22 protein-coding genes are annotated in these 24,632 nt (G+C 62.2%); 7 read left to right on the top strand and 15 right to left on the bottom strand.

Features of this window, described 5'->3' with window-relative positions; translation table 11 throughout:
* Window position 1: 1 nt before the first annotated feature.
* Window positions 2-832, top strand: coding sequence for an alpha/beta fold hydrolase (locus tag J2Y41_RS13525; RefSeq protein WP_224090880.1), 831 nt, complete (start codon window positions 2-4; stop codon window positions 830-832).
* Window positions 833-884: 52 nt separating this feature from the next.
* Here J2Y41_RS13525 and J2Y41_RS13520 read toward each other — a convergent pair whose 3' ends face one another.
* A complete protein-coding gene (locus tag J2Y41_RS13520; RefSeq protein WP_224164632.1) occupies window positions 885-1,298 on the bottom strand; it encodes a MarR family transcriptional regulator in 414 nt (137 codons plus the stop codon).
* Between the two features lie 69 nt (window positions 1,299-1,367).
* On the opposite strand from J2Y41_RS13520, the gene J2Y41_RS13515 reads away from it, so the two are divergent.
* The gene (locus J2Y41_RS13515) at window positions 1,368-2,051 is read left to right on the top strand and encodes a phosphoribosyltransferase family protein (protein WP_309929092.1); all 684 of its coding nucleotides are present in this window, start codon (window positions 1,368-1,370) and stop codon (window positions 2,049-2,051) included.
* A gap of 104 nt (window positions 2,052-2,155) precedes the next feature.
* Here the strand turns inward: J2Y41_RS13515 and J2Y41_RS13510 are convergent, their stop codons facing one another.
* On the bottom strand, window positions 2,156-3,490 hold the full coding sequence (locus tag J2Y41_RS13510) for an MFS transporter (protein WP_224090888.1): 1,335 nt from the start codon (window positions 3,488-3,490) through the stop codon (window positions 2,156-2,158).
* 247 nt (window positions 3,491-3,737) lie between these two features.
* On the opposite strand from J2Y41_RS13510, the gene J2Y41_RS13505 reads away from it, so the two are divergent.
* Both J2Y41_RS13505 and J2Y41_RS13500 read left to right on the top strand, forming a co-directional pair.
* A complete protein-coding gene (locus J2Y41_RS13505; protein WP_224164634.1) occupies window positions 3,738-4,484 on the top strand; it encodes an IclR family transcriptional regulator in 747 nt (248 codons plus the stop codon).
* 138 nt (window positions 4,485-4,622) lie between these two features.
* On the top strand, window positions 4,623-5,417 hold the full coding sequence (locus tag J2Y41_RS13500; RefSeq protein WP_309929089.1) for a MoaF C-terminal domain-containing protein: 795 nt from the start codon (window positions 4,623-4,625) through the stop codon (window positions 5,415-5,417).
* A gap of 136 nt (window positions 5,418-5,553) precedes the next feature.
* On the opposite strand, the gene J2Y41_RS13495 is transcribed toward J2Y41_RS13500, so the two are convergent.
* Window positions 5,554-7,029, bottom strand: a complete 1,476-nt coding sequence (locus tag J2Y41_RS13495) for an APC family permease (protein ID WP_309929084.1) — start codon at window positions 7,027-7,029, stop codon at window positions 5,554-5,556.
* Window positions 7,030-7,267: 238 nt separating this feature from the next.
* On the opposite strand from J2Y41_RS13495, the gene J2Y41_RS13490 reads away from it, so the two are divergent.
* Entirely contained in the window at window positions 7,268-8,236 is a 969-nt protein-coding gene (locus tag J2Y41_RS13490) for a helix-turn-helix domain-containing protein (RefSeq protein ID WP_224090890.1), read from the top strand.
* Between the two features lie 22 nt (window positions 8,237-8,258).
* Here J2Y41_RS13490 and J2Y41_RS13485 read toward each other — a convergent pair whose 3' ends face one another.
* The 6 genes from J2Y41_RS13485 to J2Y41_RS13460 are packed head-to-tail and all read right to left on the bottom strand — an operon-like array spanning window position 8,259 to window position 15,040.
* Window positions 8,259-9,869, bottom strand: a complete 1,611-nt coding sequence (locus J2Y41_RS13485) for a sulfatase-like hydrolase/transferase (protein WP_309929078.1) — start codon at window positions 9,867-9,869, stop codon at window positions 8,259-8,261.
* Window positions 9,866-10,720 carry an ABC transporter ATP-binding protein gene (locus J2Y41_RS13480; protein WP_309929075.1) on the bottom strand — a complete coding sequence of 285 codons (855 nt, stop codon included), beginning with the start codon at window positions 10,718-10,720 and terminating at the stop codon, window positions 9,866-9,868. Before J2Y41_RS13480 ends, J2Y41_RS13485 begins: the two co-directional genes overlap by 4 nt.
* Window positions 10,717-11,496: an ABC transporter permease gene (locus J2Y41_RS13475; protein WP_396133537.1), complete on the bottom strand. Its 780-nt coding sequence runs from the start codon at window positions 11,494-11,496 to the stop codon at window positions 10,717-10,719. Before J2Y41_RS13475 ends, J2Y41_RS13480 begins: the two co-directional genes overlap by 4 nt.
* Window positions 11,496-12,269 carry an ABC transporter permease subunit gene (locus J2Y41_RS13470; protein WP_309929068.1) on the bottom strand — a complete coding sequence of 258 codons (774 nt, stop codon included), beginning with the start codon at window positions 12,267-12,269 and terminating at the stop codon, window positions 11,496-11,498. The genes J2Y41_RS13475 and J2Y41_RS13470 overlap by 1 nt, the downstream gene beginning before the upstream one ends.
* A gap of 27 nt (window positions 12,270-12,296) precedes the next feature.
* On the bottom strand, window positions 12,297-13,289 hold the full coding sequence (locus J2Y41_RS13465) for an ABC transporter substrate-binding protein (protein WP_224090899.1): 993 nt from the start codon (window positions 13,287-13,289) through the stop codon (window positions 12,297-12,299).
* Window positions 13,290-13,336: 47 nt separating this feature from the next.
* The gene (locus J2Y41_RS13460; RefSeq protein WP_309929064.1) at window positions 13,337-15,040 is read right to left on the bottom strand and encodes an amidohydrolase; all 1,704 of its coding nucleotides are present in this window, start codon (window positions 15,038-15,040) and stop codon (window positions 13,337-13,339) included.
* Between the two features lie 236 nt (window positions 15,041-15,276).
* Between J2Y41_RS13460 and J2Y41_RS13455 the strand changes: the two genes are divergently transcribed.
* Complete coding sequence (locus J2Y41_RS13455; protein WP_224164643.1) at window positions 15,277-15,888, top strand: TetR/AcrR family transcriptional regulator; 612 nt, start codon at window positions 15,277-15,279, stop codon at window positions 15,886-15,888.
* Here J2Y41_RS13455 and J2Y41_RS13450 read toward each other — a convergent pair.
* The 6 genes from J2Y41_RS13450 to J2Y41_RS13425 all read right to left on the bottom strand — a co-directional run bounded on the left by J2Y41_RS13450 (window position 15,879) and on the right by J2Y41_RS13425 (window position 23,430).
* The gene (locus J2Y41_RS13450; protein ID WP_224164644.1) at window positions 15,879-17,297 is read right to left on the bottom strand and encodes an MFS transporter; all 1,419 of its coding nucleotides are present in this window, start codon (window positions 17,295-17,297) and stop codon (window positions 15,879-15,881) included. The genes J2Y41_RS13455 and J2Y41_RS13450 overlap by 10 nt on opposite strands.
* Window positions 17,298-17,384: 87 nt before the next feature.
* Window positions 17,385-20,393 carry an SMC family ATPase gene (locus J2Y41_RS13445; RefSeq protein ID WP_309929059.1) on the bottom strand — a complete coding sequence of 1,003 codons (3,009 nt, stop codon included), beginning with the start codon at window positions 20,391-20,393 and terminating at the stop codon, window positions 17,385-17,387.
* Window positions 20,390-21,565, bottom strand: a complete 1,176-nt coding sequence (locus J2Y41_RS13440; RefSeq protein WP_309929056.1) for an exonuclease SbcCD subunit D — start codon at window positions 21,563-21,565, stop codon at window positions 20,390-20,392. The genes J2Y41_RS13445 and J2Y41_RS13440 overlap by 4 nt, the downstream gene beginning before the upstream one ends.
* Window positions 21,566-21,636: 71 nt before the next feature.
* Window positions 21,637-22,566, bottom strand: coding sequence for an aquaporin (locus tag J2Y41_RS13435; RefSeq protein WP_309929053.1), 930 nt, complete (start codon window positions 22,564-22,566; stop codon window positions 21,637-21,639).
* Window positions 22,567-22,675: 109 nt separating this feature from the next.
* A complete protein-coding gene (locus J2Y41_RS13430; RefSeq protein WP_224091073.1) occupies window positions 22,676-23,020 on the bottom strand; it encodes a DUF202 domain-containing protein in 345 nt (114 codons plus the stop codon).
* Between the two features lie 53 nt (window positions 23,021-23,073).
* Window positions 23,074-23,430: a YidH family protein gene (locus J2Y41_RS13425; protein WP_309929050.1), complete on the bottom strand. Its 357-nt coding sequence runs from the start codon at window positions 23,428-23,430 to the stop codon at window positions 23,074-23,076.
* Between the two features lie 110 nt (window positions 23,431-23,540).
* Here J2Y41_RS13425 and J2Y41_RS13420 point away from each other — a divergent pair, with 110 nt between their 5' ends.
* On the top strand, window positions 23,541-24,611 hold the full coding sequence (locus J2Y41_RS13420; RefSeq protein ID WP_309929046.1) for an ADP-ribosylglycohydrolase family protein: 1,071 nt from the start codon (window positions 23,541-23,543) through the stop codon (window positions 24,609-24,611).
* Window positions 24,612-24,632: the final 21 nt, after the last annotated feature.

Here is a 24,632-nt window from a genome sequence, read left to right as displayed (position 1 = left end):
CATGATGACCGGCAGGCACACCGTGGAACAGCACAGGCACACAGTTGAGGGCACCGACCCCGAATTGTTCGTTGAAGTGCATGAACCAGCCACCGATGCCGGACTGCGACCCGTCCTGTTGATCCACGGTTTCTCCTCATCCAGCAAGCTCAACTGGGCGGACAGTGGCTGGATCACCACGCTGCAGGAAGCCGGCCGTCGGGTCATCACCGTGGATCTTCCCGGTCACGGCCAAAGCCATTCCCCCGAGGACCTGGATTCCTACACCCCCAGCCGGATCCGCGCCGACCTCCTGCAGATCGTGACCGACGCCGGCGCACGGCCCCTGCGCGACGGCGATCCTTCCACGGGACTGGACATCGTGGGCTACTCGTTGGGATCCCGGCTGGCTTGGGAGTTCGCCGCGACACAGCCGGACCTGGTTCACCGGATCGTCCTGGGCGGACCGAGTTCAGCGGATCCCCTGGCAGCCTTCGACCTCGCCGCCGCCCAGCGGCACCTGGCCGATGGCACACCTATTGAGGACCAGTCCACTGCGGGGTTGCTTAAGATGGCACAGTTGCTGCCGAGCAATGACCTGTTCGCCATGCTTTCGCTGATCGAGGCCATCAAGGGTGAGCCCTTCGATCCTGCCGAAGCTGCCCCGCACGTGCCCATTCTCTTGGTTGCCGGCGAGAAAGACGATCGCGCGGCCACCATGCCTGAGCTTGCGTCCATTGCCGGCAAGCGCGGTGCCATGGTGGAGACCCTGGTGGTCCCGGGACGCACGCACACCAACGTGATCACCAGCCGGGCTTTCAAGGACGCGGCCATCGAGTTCCTGAGCGTGTAGTGATCCTGGGCGGGTAGTGATCTTGGGCGCGTAGCGATTGCGCCGGCCGGCGCTAACGGCTCAACCGCTCCGCGTTAAGGCTCATTCGCTCCAGGACGCTCAAGGCCATGGCATATTCATCGATTCCTATGCCCATGGAAAGGTCCTGGCGGGCGGCTTCCACATAGCGGAGGGCCTCGTGGTATTTTTCGCGGCCGAGCTCGCTGAGCGCCAGGCGGTCATCAATCATCGTGATCATGCCCCTGCCCACCAACGAGGCAAGCTCCCGCTCCCGCAGGCGCGCGTCATTGCCCCAGAACGGGCGCAGGATCTCATCCAGCTCATCAGGACGGACCGTTCCCTCTGCCAAAGTGCCCAAGGCCTGCCACTGCCGCCGGCTCAGCTTGACCCGGGCCAGAGTGGCATCAAGCTGGAGTTCCAGCGCGGCGTCGAGCCTTTTGATCCAATATCCAATGGGCTTGTTCACAAGCCCATGCTTCCAGCGGATGCCTCACCCGGCAAGCTTTGAACGGTAGGCTGGAAGCAGCCAAATTACGTGGAAGTGGGGCAAATGGGCATGCGTTTCAAGGACCGGGCGGAAGCCGGCCGGCGCCTTGCCGAAGGACTCCCCCAGTTCAGGGAACGGCCAGACACGATCGTCCTTGGCCTGGCCCGCGGAGGTGTCCCCCTGGCTGTGGCGGCTGCCTCCGCGTTGTACCTGCCCTTCGGTACCATCCTGGTCCGCAAACTTGGCATACCTGGCCGCGAGGAGACTGCCTACGGCGCACTTGCATGGTGCGAGGGCGACGTCGTCCGCATCGTCAACAAGCCGCTGAAGGAACATGTCCTGGCCCATGGCATCAGCCAGGCGGCGTTGGATGCAGTAGAGGCACATGAACGCGCCGAACTACTTCGGCGCGCACGGCAATACCCTGGAATCGAAAACGACCTTCGAGATAAGACCGTCATTCTGGTGGACGATGGCCTGGCTACCGGCGCCACCATGCGCGCTGCCGTGGAGGCTGTGCGGGCATCAGGTGCCCGCACGGTGGTCGCCGCCGTTCCCGTGGCCTCGCTGGAAGCCGCAACATCCTTGGCACGGGTGTGCGACTTCGTGATGGCACTGCACACGCCGGGCAAATTCCATGCTGTTGGGGCCTTTTATGAGCGTTTTGAACAGTTGACGGATCACGACGTCGTGGAGCAGCTGGAAGGTGCAGAGGCCCCAAGGGCGAAATAGCTGCTTAACGCCCGGGGCGGGCCCGGTTTTACAACCGCGCCCGCCCGGAGAATCACTGTGTTGCTGGGATTGGATCTGTTGCTGGGATTGGATCTGTTGCTGGCCTAGTGATGAACACTGAAGCCGAGGGGACGGCCTTTGGTTTCCTTGGCAAGAATCACTCCCACGGCTGAGACGATGCAGAGTCCCATGATGTACAGGCCCACTGATCCGGACCACTTGGTGGCGTCCAACAAAGCCTGGGCAATCAAAGGGGCGAAGGCCCCGCCGAGAATGGCGCCCAAGGCGTAGCCGATGGAGATTCCCGAGTAGCGGACGTGGGCAGGGAACATCTCGGCGTACATGGCTGACATCGGCCCATAGGACAAGCCAAGCCCGATGGTGAGGACGAACAAAGCTATTCCGTAGAGCAGGATGTCCTTGGAATCGATCAAAGCGAACATGGGGATCATCCATGCGAACACCAGGCCGTAACCGAGCAGGAACGTCTTTACGCGGCCAATCTTGTCCGAAAGCCAGCCTCCCACCATGGTGAAGATGAGCCACCCGAAGGAGGCAACCGTGGTGGCCAGGAGGACCTGGGGCGCCGGCATCTTCAGCGCCTTGGTGGCGTAGGAGATAAAGAAGGCGATCAACAGGTAGCCTGCGGCATTGTTGGCGATGAAGATCAGTGCCGCGAGGATGACCTCCTTCTTGTTATTCCGGAACAGCTCGCTCAGGGGCGCCTTGCTTTCGGCCTTGCGCTGCGCGATTTCCTTGAAGACCGGACTTTCCCCGACTGCGCGGCGAATGAGGTAGCCCACCACGATCAGAACCACGGAAAGCAGGAACGGCACGCGCCAACCCCAGGCTGCAAAGTCTTCCTTTGACATGCCCGACTGCAGGAAGAACAGGAGGCCGGTTGCCAGGATCATGCCGATGGGCACGCCGATCTGCGGGTAAGCACCGAAAAGTCCGCGCTTGCTGATCGGAGCATGCTCTACAGCCATCAGGGCGGCGCCGCCCCACTCACCACCGGCCGAGAAGCCCTGGACCACCCGAAGGGTGATCAGCAGAATCGGGGCCCAAAGCCCGATTGTTCCGTAGGTGGGCAGCACGCCGATCAGGGCCGTCGCCGCCCCCATCATGACAAGCGTCATGACCAGGACCGCCTTGCGTCCCAGCCTGTCGCCGAGGTGTCCGGCAACGAATGCCCCCAATGGCCGGAAGAGAAAGCTGATGCCGATGGTGGCGAAGGACAGAATTTGCGCCACTCCGGGGTTCGATTTTTCCAGGGGAGTCAGGAACAGCGGCGACAACAGCGTTGCCGTGAGCTGGGCAAAGATGAAGAAGTCGTACCACTCAATGGTGGTGCCGACCAAAGTCCCTGCCAGGACCCGGCGCTCTTCGCGCTTACTGCTTGGGCCCGACGCAGAGTCGACAGTGGAAGTTGCGGTCATTGGAACTCCAGGGGTGAGAGTGACTGGTCGGTGCATGGCTGGCATTAACCGACAGAACGGTCAGTTAGGAAAGACTACTACATACCGTGACCCAGCGCACAGCCTTTATCCCGCCACAACGGGAAAAATGCTGCTCAAGAACACAATTGTTCTATAGTTGAATAGTCAATTCGTATATGGAACGATATCTTGATGAGGTGTGCAACACAAGAGTTGACCGCCGCATGCCGTCACCCGCCAACATAGGATGGTTTGCATGAGTCCCCGCAGCGACGTCAAAAGTCCGCAGGAAGCAGCAACCCAGGCGCCGCCGTCGCAAACCCTCTCACGGGGAATCCGTGCACTGGAGATCCTTGCCGAAGCCGAACGCCCGCTTAGCATTGCTGAACTCGCCGAAGCCCTGGGAGTGCACCGTTCTGTTGCCTACCGCATCCTCCGGACGTTGGAAGACCACTCGCTGTTGATCAGGGACGATTCAGGCCGCGTCCAGCCCGGCCCCGGACTGGCCGTCCTGGCACGTGGGGTCTCCAGCAACCTGCAAACAGCTGCCCTTCCAGAGCTCACCCAGCTGGCGAATACCCTGCACATGACCGCTTTCCTGGCAGTTTGGGACCACCAGGAATGCGTCACGCTGGTCACCGTGGAACCCCGGCATTCAGGCGCCGCACTCGCCCAGCATCCCGGAAGCCGCCACCCTATAGGTATTGGCGCACCCGGCATCGCCATCCAATCGACCATGACCGAGGACCGTTGGCGTCAAGTAGGAGCAGGTATCCCCTACCGCCCCGAGGCGCACGAAGCCCGACGCATCGGCTACGCCACCAGCCACGATGAAGTGATCGCCGGGTTGTCATCAATCGCCGCTCCCATCCACGTCCCGGGCGGACGGCCGGCCGCAATCGCCGTCGTCTACATCCGCCTCGACCAGGACGCCGACGCCGTGGGTAAGGAGTTGGCTGCCAGCGCCATGCGCATCGAGAGCCAGTTGGCCTGAACCCCTCCTCCGCAGGCCAGGCATTCCTTCTGGGTCAAGTGCCCTGCCCCACAGCACAAGACCCACAGCCGCGGGAACCCAATACTCGAAGAAGGACAGGAATTTTCCTGTCCTTCTTCGAGCACTGAGAAGGAACCCATGAGCCTGAATCTTCTTGATACCTCCAACTGGCTGCCCCTGGACGGTTTGGCGCCCGGCTTCGATGCCAACAAAGCCCCCACCGTCCAGGATCTGGCGGGACGGGAATTTGCCGTCCGCAGCGATGGCGTGCCCATGACGTTCAGCTTTGATGACGAAGAAGTCCAATGGGCTGCGGCTGGAAACAGCGGGACGGCATCCTATGAGGCCTTCCTCGTAGCCGATGAGCTCTACAACGCCCAATGGCACAGTCCTGTGGAGGAAGGCCTCGCCGTTTCCTTGATCCTGGACCTCGCCAACGGACGCGCGCTCTACGTCGGCGCTCTTCTGGGACACGCATCCCCCGGCTCAACGGCAGTCCAGCACGATTTCCGCGCTGGAACCCTCGAAGGTTTCAGCGCCAATGGAACAGCCATCGCGGAGAGCACAGGCCTGATCGGGCGGCGCGTCGAATGGGTGTACAGCGATGCCCACGCCTACGAACACATCTACCTCAGCCCTACCTGGTACACCTGGCAGTGCCTCGCCGGACCGGAGCGGGGCCTCGCAGACACCGATTCCAATACCGTCTTCGAAATCCGGCCCGGTATTTTCGTCTTTACCTGGCGCGAAAAGGTCATCCCGTGCGGCTCCGTGACCATAGCCGATCATCGGAGCCCCAAAGCAATCCGCTCACATGGCAGCCTTTTCGGCTGGGATGAGGCTGGCACCAAGCCTGTGCATTTCACGTTCGGCGCCCACGGCCGGTTGATCAGCATCACCCACCACAGCCCGGAGCTTGACCCTTCGGTGTAGCTGGCCCGGTTTGACTCAATCACAGCAACAAGACACGAAAGAAAGCCCCGGCACCAGATTTGAACTGGTCACCCGCCGGGGCTTTCTTTCGTGCAGTGCTTCCGCGTGCGGAACAGTCTCAGCCTTCGAAACAGTCTCAGTCTTCGGAGCCGTGGCCGATCCGGGCATAGAGTCCGGGCTGCGAGCGCCGCAGGCGCAGCCCCCACGCGATTCCCACCAGGCCCGGCAGCAGCACTACCAGCGGCAGGACGAATGTTGCCGCCGTCGATTCCGTCTGGCCGAGAAGGACGTTGAAGTTGGCAAGGATGAGCACAAACACTACCGCCAGGAAAACAAAGCCAAGGCCGGGCGCAACACCCCGCACCCACAGGCTGGCACCATGCCGGTTCCGGCGGAAGAAGCCAATCACTGCGGCGGACACTACGGTCATGAGCAGGACCAGCCCCATGGCACCGCTGTTTGTCAGCCAGGTGAACATGGTCAGCACGGGATACAGTTCACCAAGTTCAGAACCTGATCCCGCGATGGCGAAGGCAACAGTCACGACGACGGCGATCACCGTTTGCGCCAGCGACCCCGCAAAGGGTGCGCCACTCTCTGTGCGGACTGCTGCGAAGAACGGTGGGATGACGCGCTCCCGGCCCAGCGAGAAGAAGTATCGCGCCACTGCGTTGTGGAAGCTGACCAAGGCGGCGAAAAGGCTGGTCACGAACAGGATCTGCGCGATATCACTCAACAGCACGCCTCCGTTGGTGCCCAGGAAGGCGAAGATCATGTCCGGGCCACTGTTGGTGGCTGTTTCAATGACTGCAGATGGGCCTGCACCGACGGTCATTGCCCAAGCGGAGGCGGCATAGAAGAGGGCGATGATGGCAACCGCTGCGAAGGTAGCACGGGCAACGGTTCGCTGGGGATCTTTTGACTCCTCGCCATAGATGGCCGCCGATTCAAAGCCCATGAAGGCGGCGATTCCGAAGGAAAGGACTGCGCCGATGCCGGGGACGAACAGGCTTTCGGGGCTGAACGAGCCTGCAGACACTCCTTCAGGTGCCACAGCCAGGCTGATGACGTCATAGGCGATGACCACCAGGAATTCCAGGGCCACCAGGACACCCAGCACCTTTGCCGAGAGATCCACCCGGTTAACTCCCAGCCAGCCCACAATTGCGATGCAGACCAGCACTGGGATCCACCAGGGAACGCTGATGCCGAGCCTTGCCGAGAGCAGTGAGGAGACGGTGAAGCCGAAGAGCCCATAGATGCCTACCTGCATAAGGTTGTAGGCCATCAAGGCGACCAGCGAGGCTCCCACACCGGCCGGCCTTGAAATGCCTTGGGCAATGTAGGCGTAGAAGGCGCCGGCGTTGGTGACATAACGGCTCATGGCCGCGTACCCTACTGCGAACAGTGCCAGGATCCCGCCGAGGATCAGGAACGAAAGCGGGACTCCTGTCACCCCGGTGACAGCGAAGGTGGTGGTCACCCCGCCCGCAAGGACGGTCAGCGGCGCGGAGGCCGCAATAATCATGAAGGTCACGGCCGGGACGCCCAGACGCCTCTTGGTGTCTGCGGGCCCGGCGATCTTGCGCTTAACGGGGTTATCCACGCTCATTGGTTGTGCTCCTGCCTCGGTGCCGGACGGAGATTGCGCGGCACGGTGTCGGTCATTCCGCAATCTTCCTCCGCCAAGGCGCCGCGTGACTTGTCTCACACGGCAAGGTGTTTGTCAGTGCACGCAAGCACAGCCCTCGTAAAGTCCCCCGGTGTAGAATCGTGGGCAAGCTCACGTCCGCGCTGGTGGCATTCAGTACCGGCGCCATCAGGTACGGCGGGCATTGAAAGGGAATTTGATGACCGTCGCGGCTGAGACCGGCCCCGCAACCGTGCACACGGTGGTGGCGGATTCATTCCAGGAATGGAGCCGGGCCATCTCAGCATCCTTCGTGCCATTACTGGCCAAAGGCCCTGAACATCCCAAAGACAACCACTTCCACGGGACCATGCGGGCCAGGGTCCTGGGGCAAATTTCCGTGGTCGAAGTTACGGCTGGTCCCCATACGGTCCTGCGAACGCCTGAGCTGATCGCCAAGTCCACCGGACGGTTCTTCAAGCTCAGCATCCAACTCTCCGGCTCTGGCCGCCTGGTTCAGGACGAACGCGAAGCCGTGCTCGGTCCCGGGGACCTCGCCATCTATGACACCTCCCGCCCTTACCAACTAACGTTCGACGACGACTTCCGCACTTTGGTGCTGATGTTCCCGCACGTCCTCCTTGACTTGCCGGCCGAAGCCATGGGCCACGTAACCGCCCTCCGGATACCCGGGAATGAAGGCCTCGGCGAGCTCATCAGCCCCTTCCTCGTCAGGCTTGCCGATAACCTCGAAGCCCTTTCAGGGGCCAATGGACTCCGCCTGGTCCACAATGCACTGGATCTCGTCACTACCCTGTTCAACGGCGAACTGGACCAGCTCATCGAGACCGGCCGCGATCCCCACCTCCTCCTTCTGGGCCGGATCCACGACTACATCGAGGCCAATCTGGGTGACCCCGAACTTTCCCCGGGAACGATAGCCGCCGCCCACTACATCTCCACCCGGCACTTGCACGATCTTTTCCAGGAGATCGGCACCACCGTGGCTTCATCCATCCGGCAGCGCAGGCTCGAACGCTGCAGGCGCGACCTCCTGGACCCTGTTTTGGCAGACCGACCGGTCACGGCCATTGCGGCGCGGTGGGGATTCACTGACGCAGCCCACTTCAGCCGGATCTTCCGGGCTGCGTTCGGCAACTCCCCCACCGGCTACCGCAACAGCCACTAACGGTGGCATGCCGGGCAAATGACTAGGCTGCCGCCGTCGGAGCTGTGCCTTCATCTGCCACGGCAGCCATCTCGTTCAGCATTGCCCGCAGCAGGCGCCCCTCCAACCCGGCGAAGGCAGGATCACCGGCCCGGTTGAGCAGTTCGCCGGGGTCTGTGCGGTGATCGTACAGTTCGGCGACGTCGGTACCGAAGTAGAGCGTCAGCCTGCCCTCTGCTGTGATGACCGTCCGCATCCGCACCGGCCCGGGGAGTCCATCGAGTCCGAATGGCTGCTCTTCCTCCACCAGCAAAGCATCCCGGTGCCTCTGCGCAGATCCTTGCAGCAGAGGAACCAGGGAACGGCCCTGGATACCCCGGTAGGGCGTCGAACCGGTGAGCTCGAGCAAGGTTGGTGCCAGGTCGGCACTGGAAACGAGGGCCTGGGTGCGGGCCGCCGGGATGCCCGGAACGTGCACGATCAAGGGAACATTCGTCACCGCACGGTAGTGGACAAAATGCTTGAGCATGAGGCCGTGGTCGCCAAACAAGTCTCCGTGGTCACTGGTGAAAACGATGATGGTGTCCTCGGCCAGGCCTTGGCGATCAAGCTCGTCCAGGACTCGGCCGATGTGCTCGTCCATCATGGTGATCAGGCCGTATTGTGCCGCCGCCGCATGCCTGTATTGTTCCTCCGTTGCTGCCCAGGTCATGGTGGGGTCCGGGTTCGGATGGCCCCGGTGTTCCATCATTGCCTGGATATGCGCCGGAGACGCCGAATGATCCTGGTCGAAACCCAACGGCAGGGGCAACGCACCAGGATCGTAGAGGTCCGAGTAGCCTGCCGGGGGTGAAAAGGGGTGGTGGGGATCAGGGAAGGAGACAAACATGAAGAAGGGCTGGTCCTGGCCCGCCGCGTCCTTCAGATGCTCGATAGCCTTCTCGCTCACATAGCTGGTGGGATGCACTTCAGGGGGAATGGCTGTCTGGTACACCTGGTCCCATCCGCCATACCGGCTGGCGGAGTTGCCTGCACCTCCCAGCGTTTCGGGGTCGACGCCGCGTTCCCTGGCCCAATGGACATAGTGGCCTCCGGGCCGGTCCCCATGACCAATGACGAGGTCCACGTGTTGGTAGCCGTAGTAGTCGGCAGGGAGCCCGATGAAGCGTTTATCGTGCGCCTCCCGGTTCTCCCACTGATCCCAACCGGGAGCGTAGCCGGGCCGGCGGGCGTCACCAACTGTTGGATCCAGGAGCATCGGATCGGTACTCCGGATCTCCTTGGCCTGGTGCGGCTCAAACTCCCACCCCATGTTTTGGTGGTGCAGTTTTCCTACTCCCACAGTGCGGTAACCGCCCGCTGCCAAGGATCCGGGAACAGTCTGCGTCAACGGATCCAATGTGATTCCATTGCAGCGCGTCCCGTGCGCCGAGGGCCACCGGCCAGTCATCAAGCTGGCCCTGTTGGGCATGCAGGTAGGGTTCGCCACCGTCGCATTCTCGAATACCACGCTCCTGGCTGCGAGCGCATCAAGGTTGGGCGTCCGGACGACATGATTGCCACCGAAGCCCAAGTGGTCGGCCCGCAATTGGTCCGCGATGAAGAACAGGACGTTGGGCCTGCCCTTGGCGGCACTGCCGCGCTCCCGCGTCATACCGGCCTCTTGATGAGGGACAGCACTTCCGTGCGCTGGCGTGCGAACTCCGGAAGCGAGCGCGTGGTGATCTGGTCGCGCGGAGCCGGTAGGTCGACGTCGACGATCTTCAGGACGCGGGCCGGCTTGGAGCCCAGGACCACAACGCGGTCTGCCAGATAGACGGCCTCGTCGATGTCATGGGTCACCACCAGAATGGTCATGTTGAAGTCCTTCCTGATCTTCAGGCACAGGTCTTCGAGGTCGAAGCGTGTCTGTGCGTCCACCGAAGCGAAGGGCTCGTCCATGATGAGGATCTCCGGCCGGTATGCGAGGGCACGGGCAATCGCCACACGCTGCTGCATGCCGCCGGATAACTGCCACGGGTATTGGTTGTCGGCGTGGGAAAGCCCGACGGCGGCCAGTGCGCTGTCGCAGCGTTCTTTCAGTTCCGCTGCGGGCAACTTGAGGTGCCGCAAAGGAAGAACGAGGTTCTTCCTGACCGTCAGCCACGGCATGAGCGAACGGTTGTAGTCCTGGAAAACCAGCGCCATTTCCGGCGGTGGGCCACTGATGGTACGGCCGTCGATGGCTGCCCTTCCGCTGCTGGCCGGATGAAGCCCGGCCAGGCATTTCAGGAGGGTCGTCTTTCCGACGCCGGAGGGACCGACGATGCAGACAACCTCGCCGGCATCCACGGTGAAAGTGAGGTCTTCGATGACTGCATGGGATTTTTCGCCACTCCCGTAGCTCTTGGCCAGGTGAGCCACGTCCAACCGTGGAGTGGTCGCGTTGATGCGGGTTTCTGGTTGCTGTGCCATGGCGGACTTTCTGTTTCGGGTGTAAGGGCTCGGGGCCTGTCGGATGCTCATGCTGCACGCGCCATGCGCCGTGAGCCGATGTACCAGGAGAGGACCTTGCGCCTGAGCAGGCTGAAGAGGACATTGACAAGGAATCCGATGACGCCCAGGAGCAGGATCCCGGCCCACATGTCCGCTGTCATGAAGCTCTGCTGCGCGAGCAGCGTCATGGCTCCAATGCCTTGGGAACTGCCCAGCATCTCACTGGCGATCATCACAATGAAGGCAACCTGCAGGCTGACCTGCAAGCCGGAGAAGATTTGCGGCGCCGCCGCGGGAAGCAGGACGTTCAGGACGCGCTCCTTCCGGGTCAGCCTATAGACCCTCGTCACATCCATGAGGTCGTTGCCCACCCCACGGATACCGTCCACGGTGGCGATCATCGTTGGGAACAGCGCCGCCAGCGCGATGCTGGTCACGCGCATCTGGGTGCCGAATCCAATGAGGGAGATGAAGATCGGCACCAGGGCAACCGGCGGTATTCCCCGAAGGAAGTGGATCAACGGATCCACCATCCAGCGAACCGGGGGAACAAGAGCCGTCACGAACCCGATGGCAATCCCCGCAAAGGCTGCGATGGCAAATCCCAGGAACAGGTTTCCCAGGCTCAGCAGCACATCTGACTGGAAGTGCTCAAAGAGCCAGAGCTCCTGGAACCGGCCAACGATGGTGCGCAACGGCGGGAAGAAGGGGTCAAGGGAGCTCTCGGACAGGAACCACCAAGCCACCAACAACAGCACGGGCGCTCCGGCGCCGATCAACCAATTTCTCATTGTGGGGTTTCTCATCACGGCACCACTTCACGGTAGGACTCATGCCAGTGCAGGACACGGCGCTCGGCCAGCCGCGTGGCACCTTGGAACAGGAGGCCCAGAACGCCCAGGACGATCACCAGGCCGTAGAGGCTGGCATAATCACCGGCCGCCTGGGCTTGGTAAATGCTTTGGCCCAGGCCCGGGCCACCGCCGAGCAGACCCGCTACCACAGTGACCACCAAGGCGGCCGGGGCAGCAACCCGCATGGCGGTTCCGATGTAAGGCATGGCGCTGGGCAGGACCACGCGGGCCAGGATTTCGGGCTCGCGCATGCCGTAGGAGCGGGCAGTGTCCCTGGCAACGGGATCGGTGCTCTGGACTCCGTCGACAGTCTGCATGACGATCGGGAGGAGGCAGCCGAACACCACCAGGAACAAGGACATCTCCCCGGTTGGGCCCAGTACCAGCACCGCCAAGGGAAGAATGACGATGGGCGGAACGGGCTTCAGGAATTCCAGCACCGCCAAGGTAGCGAACCTGACGGTCTCAAAAGTCCCGACAAGCAGGCCCAGGATGACGCCTGCCACCGCAGACAAAGCCAGCGCGAGCAGCGCGATCCCGATCGTGGCTCCCAACGAGGACCAGAACGTAGCCGTCCCCAGGATGGTTGCCAGGGTGCTGAAAACAGTGGTGGCTGGCGGCAGGGCATTTCCTGCCACCTTTGCCTCGGCAAGGACCTGCCAGATGACCAGCGCTGCTGCAATGCCCAGCGCACTGAAGGTCAATGGGCGGATGGACCTTTTCATGATGAGCCTCCCATGTCCGGTTCGTGCCTACTTTCCGAAGACAAGATCGCCCGGCAGCTTCACGGGTGCACTCAGGAAACCGAGGTCCGCAAGGTTCTTGTTGGCCCTTTCAATGTCCTCCGTGCGGACGTCCTCAGGCCAGTAGTTCACAGCTCCTGATTTGACGACGTCCAGCGGGGTCTTGGTGATCTCGGCGCTGAGTTGCTGTGCCTCTTCGATGTGGCCATTGGCGTACGCATTGGCCTTATAGATAGCTGCCTTGAAACCCTGCAAGGCCTTCTCCTTGGATTTGACGGTGTTGGCACCCGAAACCCAGAGGCCGATTGCGCCCTGTTCAAAGAATTCGACGCCCGGCGATGCCAGCAGCCTGTTGCCCTCGGACATCGCCTTCGACGTGAAAGGTGCAACGAGCGACGCTGCATCGACGCGTCCCGAGTTCAGGGATTGAAGGGCCGATGAAGGATCCAGGACCATCCAGTTCACCTTCGCGGGATCGCCGCCGTCGTCCTTGACGAGCTTGCTGACGGTGACTTCCAGTTGTGCCTTGCGGGCCGGGACGCTGACGCTCTTGCCTTCGAGGTCTTTTGGCCGGGAGATCGATGATGCCTTCTGGACCAGGAGCCCTGTGTCATCGACCCTGTTGAGGTCGCTGGATTTCCCTGCGCCGTCTTTATAGCCATCAGCAGCAGCGATGATCTTCAGTGGCACGTTCTGGCTCAGCGCATTCAGCAGCGGGATGGAGGGTGTATAGGTGAGATCGATCTGGCCGCTCTGGGCAGCTGCAATACCGGCGGGCGGGTTGGCAATAACGGAAGTCTCGACGTTGAGACCCTGTTCCTTGAAGTAGCCCTTGTTGATGGCGAGCTGGATCGCGGCATCGGATCCGATACCGATGGTACCCACCTTCAGTGTGGTGGTCCCGTCAGCGGCCGGGGTGGAAGCCGGGCCTGACCCGCCGCCGCAGGCAGCAAGTGCCATGGACAGGACTGCGGCCAGTGCCAAAGGAAAACTGCGTCGCATGTGGTGCTCCTTGAATCGCGAAATGGTTGGAACGGAGGGGTTTTGTTCTAGCTGTTGGATTGGTGGACTATGCGGCCACCGCTCAGGGTGAGCCTGACCTCGGCGTCGAGGAGCTTCTCGATCTCCTCGTCATCCGGCCAGGGGTTTGACAGCAGGCAAAGATCTGCGGCCATACCCGGCATCAGTGCTCCTTTGAAATGTTCTGCGTGGTCTTGCCAAGCTGCGCCTATGGTCATGGCGGCGAGCGCTTGGAGTCCGGTGATCCGTTCAGGATCGCCGGGGTTGCCTGGCGTGGAGCGGGTGGCACGACGAACAGCAGCCGCCACAGTCCGGCGCCAGTCGGGACTGGTGACGGGAGCGTCGGAGGCCAGGTTGAAGTGCACGCCGGCCTCCAGAGCGGAATGCAGTGGCTGGTGGCGGGAGAACCGTTCCTCGCCCAGTACCTGGCGCATCATGTCCCCGGCTTCCTCGCGGATCAGCGGGTTGGTGCTGTAGCCGATGTGGTGGGAAGCCATGGTGGCCAGGGTTTCGGTATCAGTGAAGGCGCCATGGATGATGTAGTGGCGATTTCCTGCCACTTTGGAGCCGGCTTCAGCGGTTCCATCGGCCGCTGCCACAATCGCTTCCACGGCCGCGGATGTGGCGGCGTCGCCCGTTGCATGGACTCCTGCCTGCAGTCCCGCGTCGTTGATAAGCCGAAGTATCCAATGGAGTTCGGCAACCCTTTGGGCGTCATCGGCACCTTGGATCACCAGGTGGCCATGCGTGCAGGCGTTTCCATATGGTTCGCTCATCCACGCGGTACCACTGCGCGGAATGCCGTCGGCGAAAATCTTGACGCCGGCAATCCGCAGCTGCTCCGGATCGATGCCCCTGCTCACGTAGGTGTTGGCCAGTCCGCTTCGCAGGCCCTCGTCGATGGCCTTCGCATCGGCTCCCCCGGTCCCCGCGAACAGCATCAGGACATTGATCCTTAGTGTCAGTTCACCAGCTGCGGTGAGGTCGCCGAGTAACTCAAGTGCCGCCGTCGAGCCCGCACCGTCCATTAGTCCGGCACTGGCAGGGCCCAAACCCGGATCTGTCAGCGACGTAATGCCCAGCGAGTGCAACTGTTCCTGCAATTGCAGCAGCGCAGGGCGAAGCGTCGCGTTCGGCACCGGTGGCATCATCTTTGAAACCAGTTGCATGGCGCCGTCCTGAAGAAGGCCAGTTGGGCTGCCATCGCCGGCCCGCACCACTGTGCCACCGTCGATGTCTGCCGTAGCAGCAGTGATGCCCGCCCGACGCAGCGCTTCACTATTGGCGAGAAGTTGATGGCCTGTGCGGTCGAACGCAACCACCGGTGTACCGGGGCGGCAATCCAGCAAATATCCGCTTGCTGGTCCGAGCAGCGCCTCGTCCCAACCATGCGCACGAACCCAGCCGTCCTCCCCTGCTGGCGCCCTGTTGATGATGTCCACCACGGCCGCCCAATCCGGTGCGATTGATGGATCCAGCCGCACGTAGCCAAATGCGGCCATTGCCGCCGAAACGAAATGCAGGTGGGCGTCATTGATTGCGGGAATGAGAGCGCCTCCGGCGGCATCCACAACCACGGTGCCGGGCCCAACCGCCCTCGCAGTGTCCGTGCTTCCGAGTGCCAGAATGCGTCCATCCCTGATGGCCAGGGCGTCTGACATCCGGTCCGGTTTTGCCGGGTCCATCGTGTGGACCGAGGCATTGACGATCACCAGATCGGCAAGTTCTTGCATCGGTTCTCCTCAGGTCATTGCATCCCATGTGATGCAGACAACAACGTTCTAGAAAGAAGTATGTCGTCTGACTGGGTCACTTGACTAGGTTTTCCGGTAAAATTCTTTTCAGGGGTCTTTCCAAAGGCTCCACGGCATTGCCAGGAGCCAGCCCGGGCGCAGAACGCCTAGGATCGATGAGACCGATGATCAGCGTGCCTGATCACGGATATGACTAAGGACAGGAAGGGGCGCGGATGGCCAGGGTTCCCGCCGAAGCAAGGCGGCTGCAGTTTGTTGAGGCTGCGGCACGGGTCATTGCCCAGGATGGGCTCGCCTCGGCTACAACGCGCCGGATCGCCAGTGAAGCCGACGCGCCGCTTGCGGCACTCCACTACTGTTTCCGTAGCAAGGACGAGCTTCTGGAAGAGGTCTACAACTTCCTCAGCCGCGATTATGCGAAGGCATTGGAACCAGTGGCTGATCCCGGATTGGGCCTGCGCCATATGATCGGAGCCCACGCCCGGCGAATCTGGACGCGCATGCTGGAGAATCCGCATGAGCAGGTGACCACCTTCGAGCTTTTGCTCCGGCGATTCCGCGTCGAGGCCGATGACCAGCCCCAGGCCCTGCTGATGAACCGCTCCATGTACGACGGCTGGGTCAGTTCAACCCTGGAACTGTTCCGGGGCGCGGCAGATGCCGCCGGCGAGCCAGTCCCCCACAATCTTGAGGACGTCACCCGCCTCTTCATCTCCGGTATAGACGGCATCAGCATGCAGCATCTGGCCGACCCCGACGAAGAACGGTCAATGCGCCTTGTGGAGCTAATGGCCCGCTCCCTCGCCGGAGCACTGGACTACGACTGAGGCTGACGCTTCATGACCAGGTAAGTCAGAACTCCAAGCACGAACAAGCCCGCTGCGGCAGCCATGGACACGACGAAGGCTGCACCAGGCCCCTGCGCCTGCGCCAACTGCCCGGCAAGGTAGGAACCAAGCGCGGTACCGGCCACGATCCCACTGGCAAGGGCCGTCATCACCGTGGCCATCCGGCCGGCCGGGGCAACCACGCCACCGATGCTGAACACCGTGACCATGACTGGTCCCACCGGGATGCCCAGCAAAAGCAGCACGAACACCATGGGCCAAATGCCTGCAGGAACCAGCAACAACAGTGCGAACAAGGACATCGCCAAGGCAGCTGCTACCCATCGGGCGGCAAGGCTGAAACGCTGCGGCCAGAACGCAACGGACAGCGCCGCCACGGCTGAGCTCAAGCCCATGACGGAGTACAGGAGGCCGGCAATTTCCGCCGTAGCGTACTGGGCAGAAAAGGCGCTCAGGGCATTCTGCGTAGCACCAAAAAACGTGCCCATGCACACCATTGCCACAACCGGCACAGCCACAACCGCGCCCGCCCGGCGACCCCCTCGCTTTGCTGCACGTTCACGGGAATTACCCACGACGGCGGCAGCAGCCTTACGGGGTGCCGGCACCACGGCATTTTGGCTGGGGTGGACGGCGAAGGCGGGTACAAGGGTGATGGTCATGAGCGCTGCCAACGCCAAAGGCAGCCAAGGAGCAATGAGGCTGGCCAGAATTCCAACCAGGGCAGGTCCGAGCACGAACGTAATCTCGTCAGCAGTGCCCTCGTAGGAAAGTGCCGTGTCCAGATCGGCACGGCTGGCCGCCACGCTCCGGCCTCCGTTCGCCGGCACTCCCGCTCCTGCTGCAGGAGCATCCTTCGTGGAAACAGTGGCCATGCGGACCGATGACAGGTTCCGGGTGGTCAGCGCCATCCAGCGAACACGGGCCATGGGGCCGACCTGCGGGCAGCTCGCCCCGGCCAGGAAACCTGCCACTAGCACGCCCGCAGCGTCCAGCACGGAGGCAGAAGTTGGGGTCATATAGGCGGCGGCAAGAAGGCCGAGGACGGCCAGAGTGTTAACAACTGCCGCAACGAGCAAAACGATGCGCTGGCCGGCACGATCGGCCAACGACCCGAGGACGGGAGCTCCCACTGCTGACCCGATACCCACTGCTCCGGCAGCCATGCCGCCAATTGCGTAGGAATGACTCACCGCTGTTACCAAGGTCAATGTACCCACGGTGAGCATTGCCAACGGAAGTCTTGCGAAGAGGCCGAGAGGCAGGAACCCCGGCCCTGCGAGCTCAGGCAGCCGCGCGAACCTTCCGGGCAGGCGGGACCGGTTGGTGGACGGCGTTGGGGTCTGATGTGAAGGCAGTGGCTTGGAAGCCAAAGAAGATTTTTCCATTGTTCCGGGTTCGCTAAAGTCTGCGCATCGTCCCTCCTCCCGATGCGCGCAACCCGGTGTAACGGATCAAGTCTATAGGATCCGGGCTCAGGCAGGCATTTCTTCGGCAACAACCACCGAGGAACCATGCCTGCCCTTGATCACGTGCAGCTGACTGCTGATGCGTTGCTTCATTTCTGCGACATGGCTGACCAGCCCGACAACCCTGCCGCCGTCGCGCAGCCCCTCCAAGGCGTCCATGACCTGTTCCAATGCTTGCTCGTCCAGGCTTCCGAACCCTTCATCGACGAAGAGCGTCTCAATATCCACTCCACCGGCCTCCTGCTGTACAACGTCAGCCAGGCCCAGGGCCAATGACAAGGAGGCCATGAAGGATTCTCCGCCTGAGAGCGTGGATGTGTCACGACGCTGGCCCGTCCATTCATCCACCACTTCCAGTCCGAGACCTGATTTCTGGTTGCGTGCCGCCCGGGCGTCGGTGTGTTGCAACGTGTAGCGGCCATCGCTCATGGCAACCAGCCTCTCCGAAGCTGCGATGGCCACCTGCTCCAGCCGGGCAGCCAGGACATAGCTGTTCAAGCTCATGCGGTAACTGTTATCCCCTGCGCCACGAAGGGTGTCTGCAAGCCCACCCAACAAGATGGCATGCTCGCGCGGTTCCCTCCCCGCCTCGGCCAGCTTTTGATACTCGGCGCGGATCCTCTGCACAGACTGGACTGCTTTATGTGCGAGCCCCGCGGAAAGCGCAAGTGCCTTTGCCGCGTCCATGGCACGGGCAGCCCCAGTCCTGGCGACGCTGAGCTCGTCCTCCGGCAGGGGAAGCTCGCCGATGCTGACTTCCTTCGCTGCCATGACGAGTTCCTCGGCGGCAAACAGCTCATCCAGCCGGGCAGCTTCGGCCTCGAAATCCGCGAGTGCGTTCTCCAATGCCACAACATCCGACGGTGGCATGAGCTGGCGACGCACATCCTCGACCGATGAAAAACCGGACCCGGGCAGTGCCCGTTCCAAGGCAGCAAGCGCCTCCAGGCGCGCAGCTGCGGCACGTTCGAGTTCGTTCGCGGCATCTACGGCAGCCTGAAGCAACAAACCCTGGGAGGTGAGAGCTTCTGCCCTCTCACGAAGGCTGGCGAAGCCCTGTCCCAGGCCGGCCAGCTCGTTTTCAAGCGCAAGATACTGTTCCTGGAGTAACTCGACAGCAGAGCTTGCTTGCACTGCGGCATTCGTTGAAGCGGCATGTTCCTCTTGCAGGAGGGTCATGCGTTTGATGAGACCCTCATGCTCTTTGCGGAGCTTCTCCAACGCGACAGAGGCCTTTCGGGCTTCGGTCGCCGCAGCTTCGGATGCGACCAAGCGGGCGGCTGATTCCTCTGGATCTGCGGAGCCACCCTGGGCAGCCAGGCCCGCCAGCAGCTGCGCGGCTCTTGATACCTCCTCCGCGATGCGTCCCAGAGCTTTCTCGCTGGCTTCAAATAGTTTGCTGGCTTCTTCCTCTTCCTGGGCGATGGAAAGTGCAGAACGAGCTGCGGCCGCGGGATTCGGATGCTCGTTGCTGCCACAAACGGCGCAAGGCTGTCCAGGCACAAGGGCTGCCGCGAGTTCACCGGCCGCATTGGCCAAGCGCGCCTCCCTCATGTCAAGCCATGCTTGCCTGAGGTCCTGCGTTTTGTTGCGGGCACGGGCGTGGCGCTCAGTGACGTCCTGCAACCCGGCGGCGGCAGCTTCATGACGGGACACAACCGACACCAGTTCGGCCGCAGCGGCCGCCTCCCGTTCCAGGTCTTCGATCCGTGCAGCCGAGGGTTCCAGTGCTTCCATCCCCGTCTTCACCGCCGCTTCCTCGGCTCGAAGGTGTTGCAGGGACTCTGCTGCTGCCTGGGCGGCCGCCAGGTGGCTTGAGTGTTCTTGTCGCTTGGCTGCGAGCCGCGTGGCCACCTCTTCCATGCGCCGTTCATCTGGAAGCCGGGCTTCGAGGACGGCGAGGGTGGTCTTTACTGTCTCAAGCGCAGCAACAGGATGTGCAGCATCCAAACCTTTGGATTCAAGCTGCTCCCGGGAGCTGTCCCTCTCCTCCAAGGCCGAACGGAACTTACGTTCCGTGGCCTCCACGGCGTCCAGTTGTCCCCCAAGGACGGCCGCACGACGATGTCCTCCCAGCTTTTCCTTGTTCTCCAGTGCCCGCGCTGCAGCTAATTCATGCAGAACACGCCGCTGCATTCCAGCAGCGAGCCTGGCATGCCGTTGGGCCTTCTCCTGGTCCTCCTGAAGTTGTTCCGCAAGCCGTACGGCCCGTGCATCAGCCGCAGTGGCCTCGTCTTTACGTCGCCCGGCTTCTTCCAGCAGCTCCATCTCCAAGACCGCGAACCATGCCTCTGGCGCCTCGACAGCCGTCTCCACATTTGCCGGCGCATCGGCAAGGCCAAGCTGTTCCCGTTCTGCGGCTGCCCTGTCAAGCAGCATCTTCAGTTCGGCCGCATTGTCCTGCACGGCGCGCGAAGCTTCGGCCGCCTGCCGCGCAATGTGCTTCTCCACGGACTCGAAGCGCTGCGTCCCAAAGAGCTTCTGGAGGAGCTCGAGCCGATCGTTGGCTTTGGAGCGCAGGAAAGCCGCAAAGTCACCTTGGGGAAGCATCACAACGCGCGTGAACTGGTCCCGGTCCATACCCAAAAGCTCGGAAAGCTCGGCGCCGACTTCGTCATTCCGCGAAGATTTTTCCTCCCAGACTCCGGAAACCCACTCCCGCAGCAGGGTCTTGGCTTGTTGGGTGGTGAAGCCGTTCCGGCCCCGCGCGCTGGGGCGTTCCCATGCCGGGGAACGGCTGACTTCGAAACGCCTGCCCCGCGCGGAGAATTCGCACACGACACGCGGTTCAGCACCCGGCGCTGCATGATCGCTGCGAAGGCGCTTACCTTCCTGGCGTGCACCCGGAACGGAACCATAGAGGGCGAAACAGATGGCGTCCAGGATGCTGGTCTTGCCGGCCCCGGTGGCGCCGTTGAGCAGAAACAAACCCTGGGCACTGAGTTGGTCGAAATCAATGTGTTGCGAAGTCGCAAAAGGCCCGAAAGCCTCAATTTCGAGTCGATGGATTCTCACAGTTCAGCCTCCTCCAGCCGCACGGCCTCAAGGGCGGCGCGCAGGGCAGCTTCTTCCGCAGATCCAGGACTGCGTTCCCGAACGTGTTCCAGGAATCCGCAGCAGACCTCGAGGTCGTCCTGGGCTGCTGCCAGCCTGCTGCTGTAGCTGGCTTTTTCTTTGGTCCCGGCACCCTCGGGTTCAAAGGACAGGACCAAGGTGTCAGGGAAGCGGGTTCGGAGCTGCTCCATTGCCTGGACGGGCCGTTCGGCATCCGTGAGCGTGATTTGGCAATACGCAGCTTCGGCCCAGGAGTGCTCGCTTGATTCAAGGAGATCGTTCAGCCTGCCCCTCAACACGGCCAGGCTCTTGGCAGCTTCCCAAAGTACTTCCTGGACAGCAACGCTTCCATCGTCATCGATGTCCACCAACCACGCGCCCTTGCAATGTTTTGCTTCGGAGAACGAATACGCCAGTGGGGAGCCGGAGTAGCGGACATTCGGGGCCAGTTCCTGCCTGCCGTGCAGGTGGCCGAGTGCCGCGTACGCAAAGTCCTGGAAGAGATCCAACGGCACGGCGCCCAGCCCTCCGATGCTCAAGTCCCGTTCACTGTCCGAAGTGATACCTCCGCTGGCGAAAGTGTGTGCAAGGACCACCGGATGCACTGCGCCCGATGCACGGCGGTCCTGGAGGTCGCGCCGAATCCGCTCGGTTGCTTCACGGGTGACCTCGAAATGACTCGCGGTCTCCACCTCCAGCCGCTCCGCGACGAGCCGCGGTTCCAAATAGGGAATCCCATAGACAGCAAGTGTCGCGCTGCTCTCCCCATCTTTTCCGAAGGGAACAAGCACGGGAACATCCAGGTCCTCGACCCTTGTCCTGAGGTGAACGCCGCCGCGTTCGAGCAAGCGTGACGCGAATCCGAGCCGAATGGCGGAATCGTGGTTGCCGCTGGTGAGCACTACGGTGGCCCCGGCTTGGGTAATGCGCACCAAGGCGTCGTCGAGAAGTTTGACGACATCCAGTCCAGGCAGGGCGCGATCATAGACGTCACCCGCAATGAGGACAACGTCTACAGACTTCGCTTCCACGAAGGACACGAGCTGGTCCACAAAACCGCGCTGGGCTTCAAGCATGCCAACGCCGTGGAATGACCGGCCGAGATGCCAATCGGAGGTATGGAGTAACCGCATATTTTCAAGCTAACTGTGGGCACCGACAAAAAAGCGCAGACAGGCCGTCCGGCGTCGATCCTGTCAGTCTCCTAGCCCTTCTTGCCGTCAAAGAAGTCGCGCGCGTCATCTGCAGCAGCTTCTTTCCGGACGGTCCCGGTCTCCACTGCCGCTGCCTCTGCCTCTGCCTCTGCCTCTGCCTGGAAATCGTCAGTGTCATCGGCGTCCAGGTGCTCGCCCTCGATAGTTCCGGCCGTCGCTGACGCCGCGTCATCTTCAGGGGTAGTGGCGGAGGAGGCGTAGCCAAAGCCACGGAAAGCGAGTCCGGCCAGCGCGGCGCCCATCAGTGGGGCTACCCAGAAGAGCCACAATCCTTCCACGGCCCATGACGGGCTGAAGAAAGCCAGTGCAGTTGCGCGTGCGGGATTAAACGGAAGGTTGCCAAGGACCTGGCCAAACTGCAACAACACGGCGACGCAAAGGCCCACGGCAAAGGGGGCCACGGCAGGAAAGGCACGGCGTCCGGCAGTCGCTCCAAGGAACACCGCAACCAGCAAGGCGGAGCCAACAACTTCAACGATCAAGACCCCTGCCATCTGGGTTTGGGCGGCAGCATGCTCTCCATAACCGGCCGCCACAGAGCCGAAGGCAGCCCGCGCATCCGTCAGGACCGGAACCGTCAGAACCACAACGTAGGCCAAAGCTGCGCCGATCACGCTGCCGATGATCTGCGCCGCAAGGTAGGCAACAGCTGCCAGCGCGCGGATGCGGCCGGCGATCAGGTTGCCCAGAGTGATTATTGGATTGAAGTGACCGCCGGAAACGTGACCGAAGGCCAGCATGGCCACCGTCACCGTCAGGCCGGTCGCAAGTGCGGCGGGCAGGGGCGCTGATGAAGGGTTCGAGAAGATCGACACGCCCACTGCCACGAGCACAACAAACATCGAACCGACGGCTTCAGCGGACAGCCGCGCGAACAGCCCCGGTTCGTGGTCGGTCGTGGCTTGCACAGGAGAGGTCATGTCGAATGATTCCTTACGGTTGGTGGTGTGGACGCGGGGCAAAGCCCTTGAGCATCCTGCCAGTTGAGTCTGGACGGTTGCTGGGTCCCGGCTGACTACCGATCCGAGCTTAGCCGCCCAAGGCAATGGCCGCGATCGCAGTTAGGCCGAGCCCTATCACGGCCAGGGTGCTGACAAAGATGAGCCGTGCCGAAGCTGCCTCGGTTCCAGCATGAAGCTGGCGTGATCGGACCCACACCACAGAAGCCAGCACAACGGTGGCGGCAGCAGCCATGAGGGCGCAGATACCTTGGTAATCCAGCCCGGGAAGGCCCGGAATGAGATGGCCCGTTGAGGGCTCGGAGGTAAGCCAACTGCGCCAGATGAAAAGATCCACCACCACCAGCGAAATGAGGGTTCGCCGCCAGGCCAGCGTGGTCCGTTCCGGCTGTAGACCGGGATCACGGAGGTCCATGCTCAACGTGCGGGCCTCGTCATCCTACAAACCTCGTCATCGCGCAAACCCGGTCATCGCGCCACCAAAATCAACACGGCGAAAGCGAATGCCGCCACGGCCACCACGATCGTCATGAGCAGCATGACCCAGGAGAACGGCAAGGCTTCATCGTTGCGCATCGCAGCTTCCATTTGCCCCCACCTGCGGTATGACAGTGCGGCCAGGCCGGCGCCGATCAGGGACAGGAGCACACAGAGGACGATCCTGACTGGCTGGGGGGCAATGTTGGGAGCCAGTTGATCGATGGCAATGGCCCCGGCGAGCAACGCCAACGACGTCCGGATCCACGCAAGGAAGGTCCGTTCGTTCGCCAAGGAGAACCTGTAGTCAGGTGTCTTGCCTGTCCGTCGCCAAGCCGGTTCACGCACGTCATCTCTCCAAGTTTTCCTAGTGCTGGGCAGCCTCCCAACCATATCAGCGGCCGTCCACATCAACTGCTTACCCCATCGGATACAGCAGGGCGCGGTAAGTTGATGGCATGAGTTTTGAAGCGTCCTCCCCCGCCGCCCCGTCGTTTGAATCCCGCGTCCACGGGACACTGCTGGGAGGGGCCTTGGGTGATTCCCTTGGCTACGCAGTAGAGTTCGACCGCCTTGATGCCATTCGTGCCCGTTACGGTTCCGCCGGGCTCACGTCGTTTGACCAGCTCGACGCCATGGGCGAGTTTTCGGACGACACGCAGATGACGCTGTACACCGTGGACGGCCTGGTCGACGCCCTCGAATGGGCCAATGATGGGGTGGCGGCAGATGAGATCGCCTGCCTTTGGCTGGCCTACCTTCGCTGGCTGGCAACCCAGGACGTTGCCGTTTCCCCTTCTGCCCCGGTTCCGCAACCCCGGTGGATAGACGGCCAGGAAGTACTCCGGCGTCGTCGGGCCCCGGGAAACACCTGCCTCAGCGGATTGGCTTCAGGAGAAATGGGCACCGTGGCCAGGCCAGTTAACCCCGATTCCAAGGGGTGTGGCACAGTCATGCGTTCTGCACCGTTTGGACTCGTGCCCCATATCTCCCGTGAAGCCGTGTACAAACTCAGTTCAGATGCTGCCTCGTTGACGCACGGACACCCGTCAGCACGGCTGAGCGCGGCTGCCTTCAGCTTGATGATCCAGAATATTGTGGCCGGCAGTGACGTCCGCACCGCAGCTATTGGCGCCTTGGACTACGTGAACGGCGTGCCCACCAAAGCGCCCGAACTGCCCGGGCGATTGGAAGCGGCTTTGAGGCTATCCTCGGAGCCCGCTCCCCTCAGTCCTGAAAAGCTGGTCACAGCGCTGGGTGAGGGCTGGGTCGCTGAGGAGGCACTCGCCGTCGGGCTTTATGCGGTTCTCTCCACGCAAGGCAGCGAGCCCACTGAGCACTTCCGCCAAGCCATCGCGGTGGCCATCAACCACAGTGGCGACAGCGATTCCACCGGTTCCATCGCCGGAAACATTTTGGGCGCCTACTACGGCGAAGCTTGCCTTCCTGCCGAATGGCTCGGGGCATTGGAAGGCACAGAGGTCATTCGTGGCATGGCGGACCGGCTGCTCGCCGTCACCACAGGCTGATTAGCTTCCCACCGGACGCAG

Origin of the sequence: Arthrobacter sp. 1088 (genome assembly GCF_031455315.1) — a bacterium.
Lineage (GTDB): Bacteria > Actinomycetota > Actinomycetes > Actinomycetales > Micrococcaceae > Arthrobacter.
The sequence above is the reverse complement of the archived record's forward strand: the minus strand, read 5'-3'. Positions and strand labels throughout refer to the sequence as shown.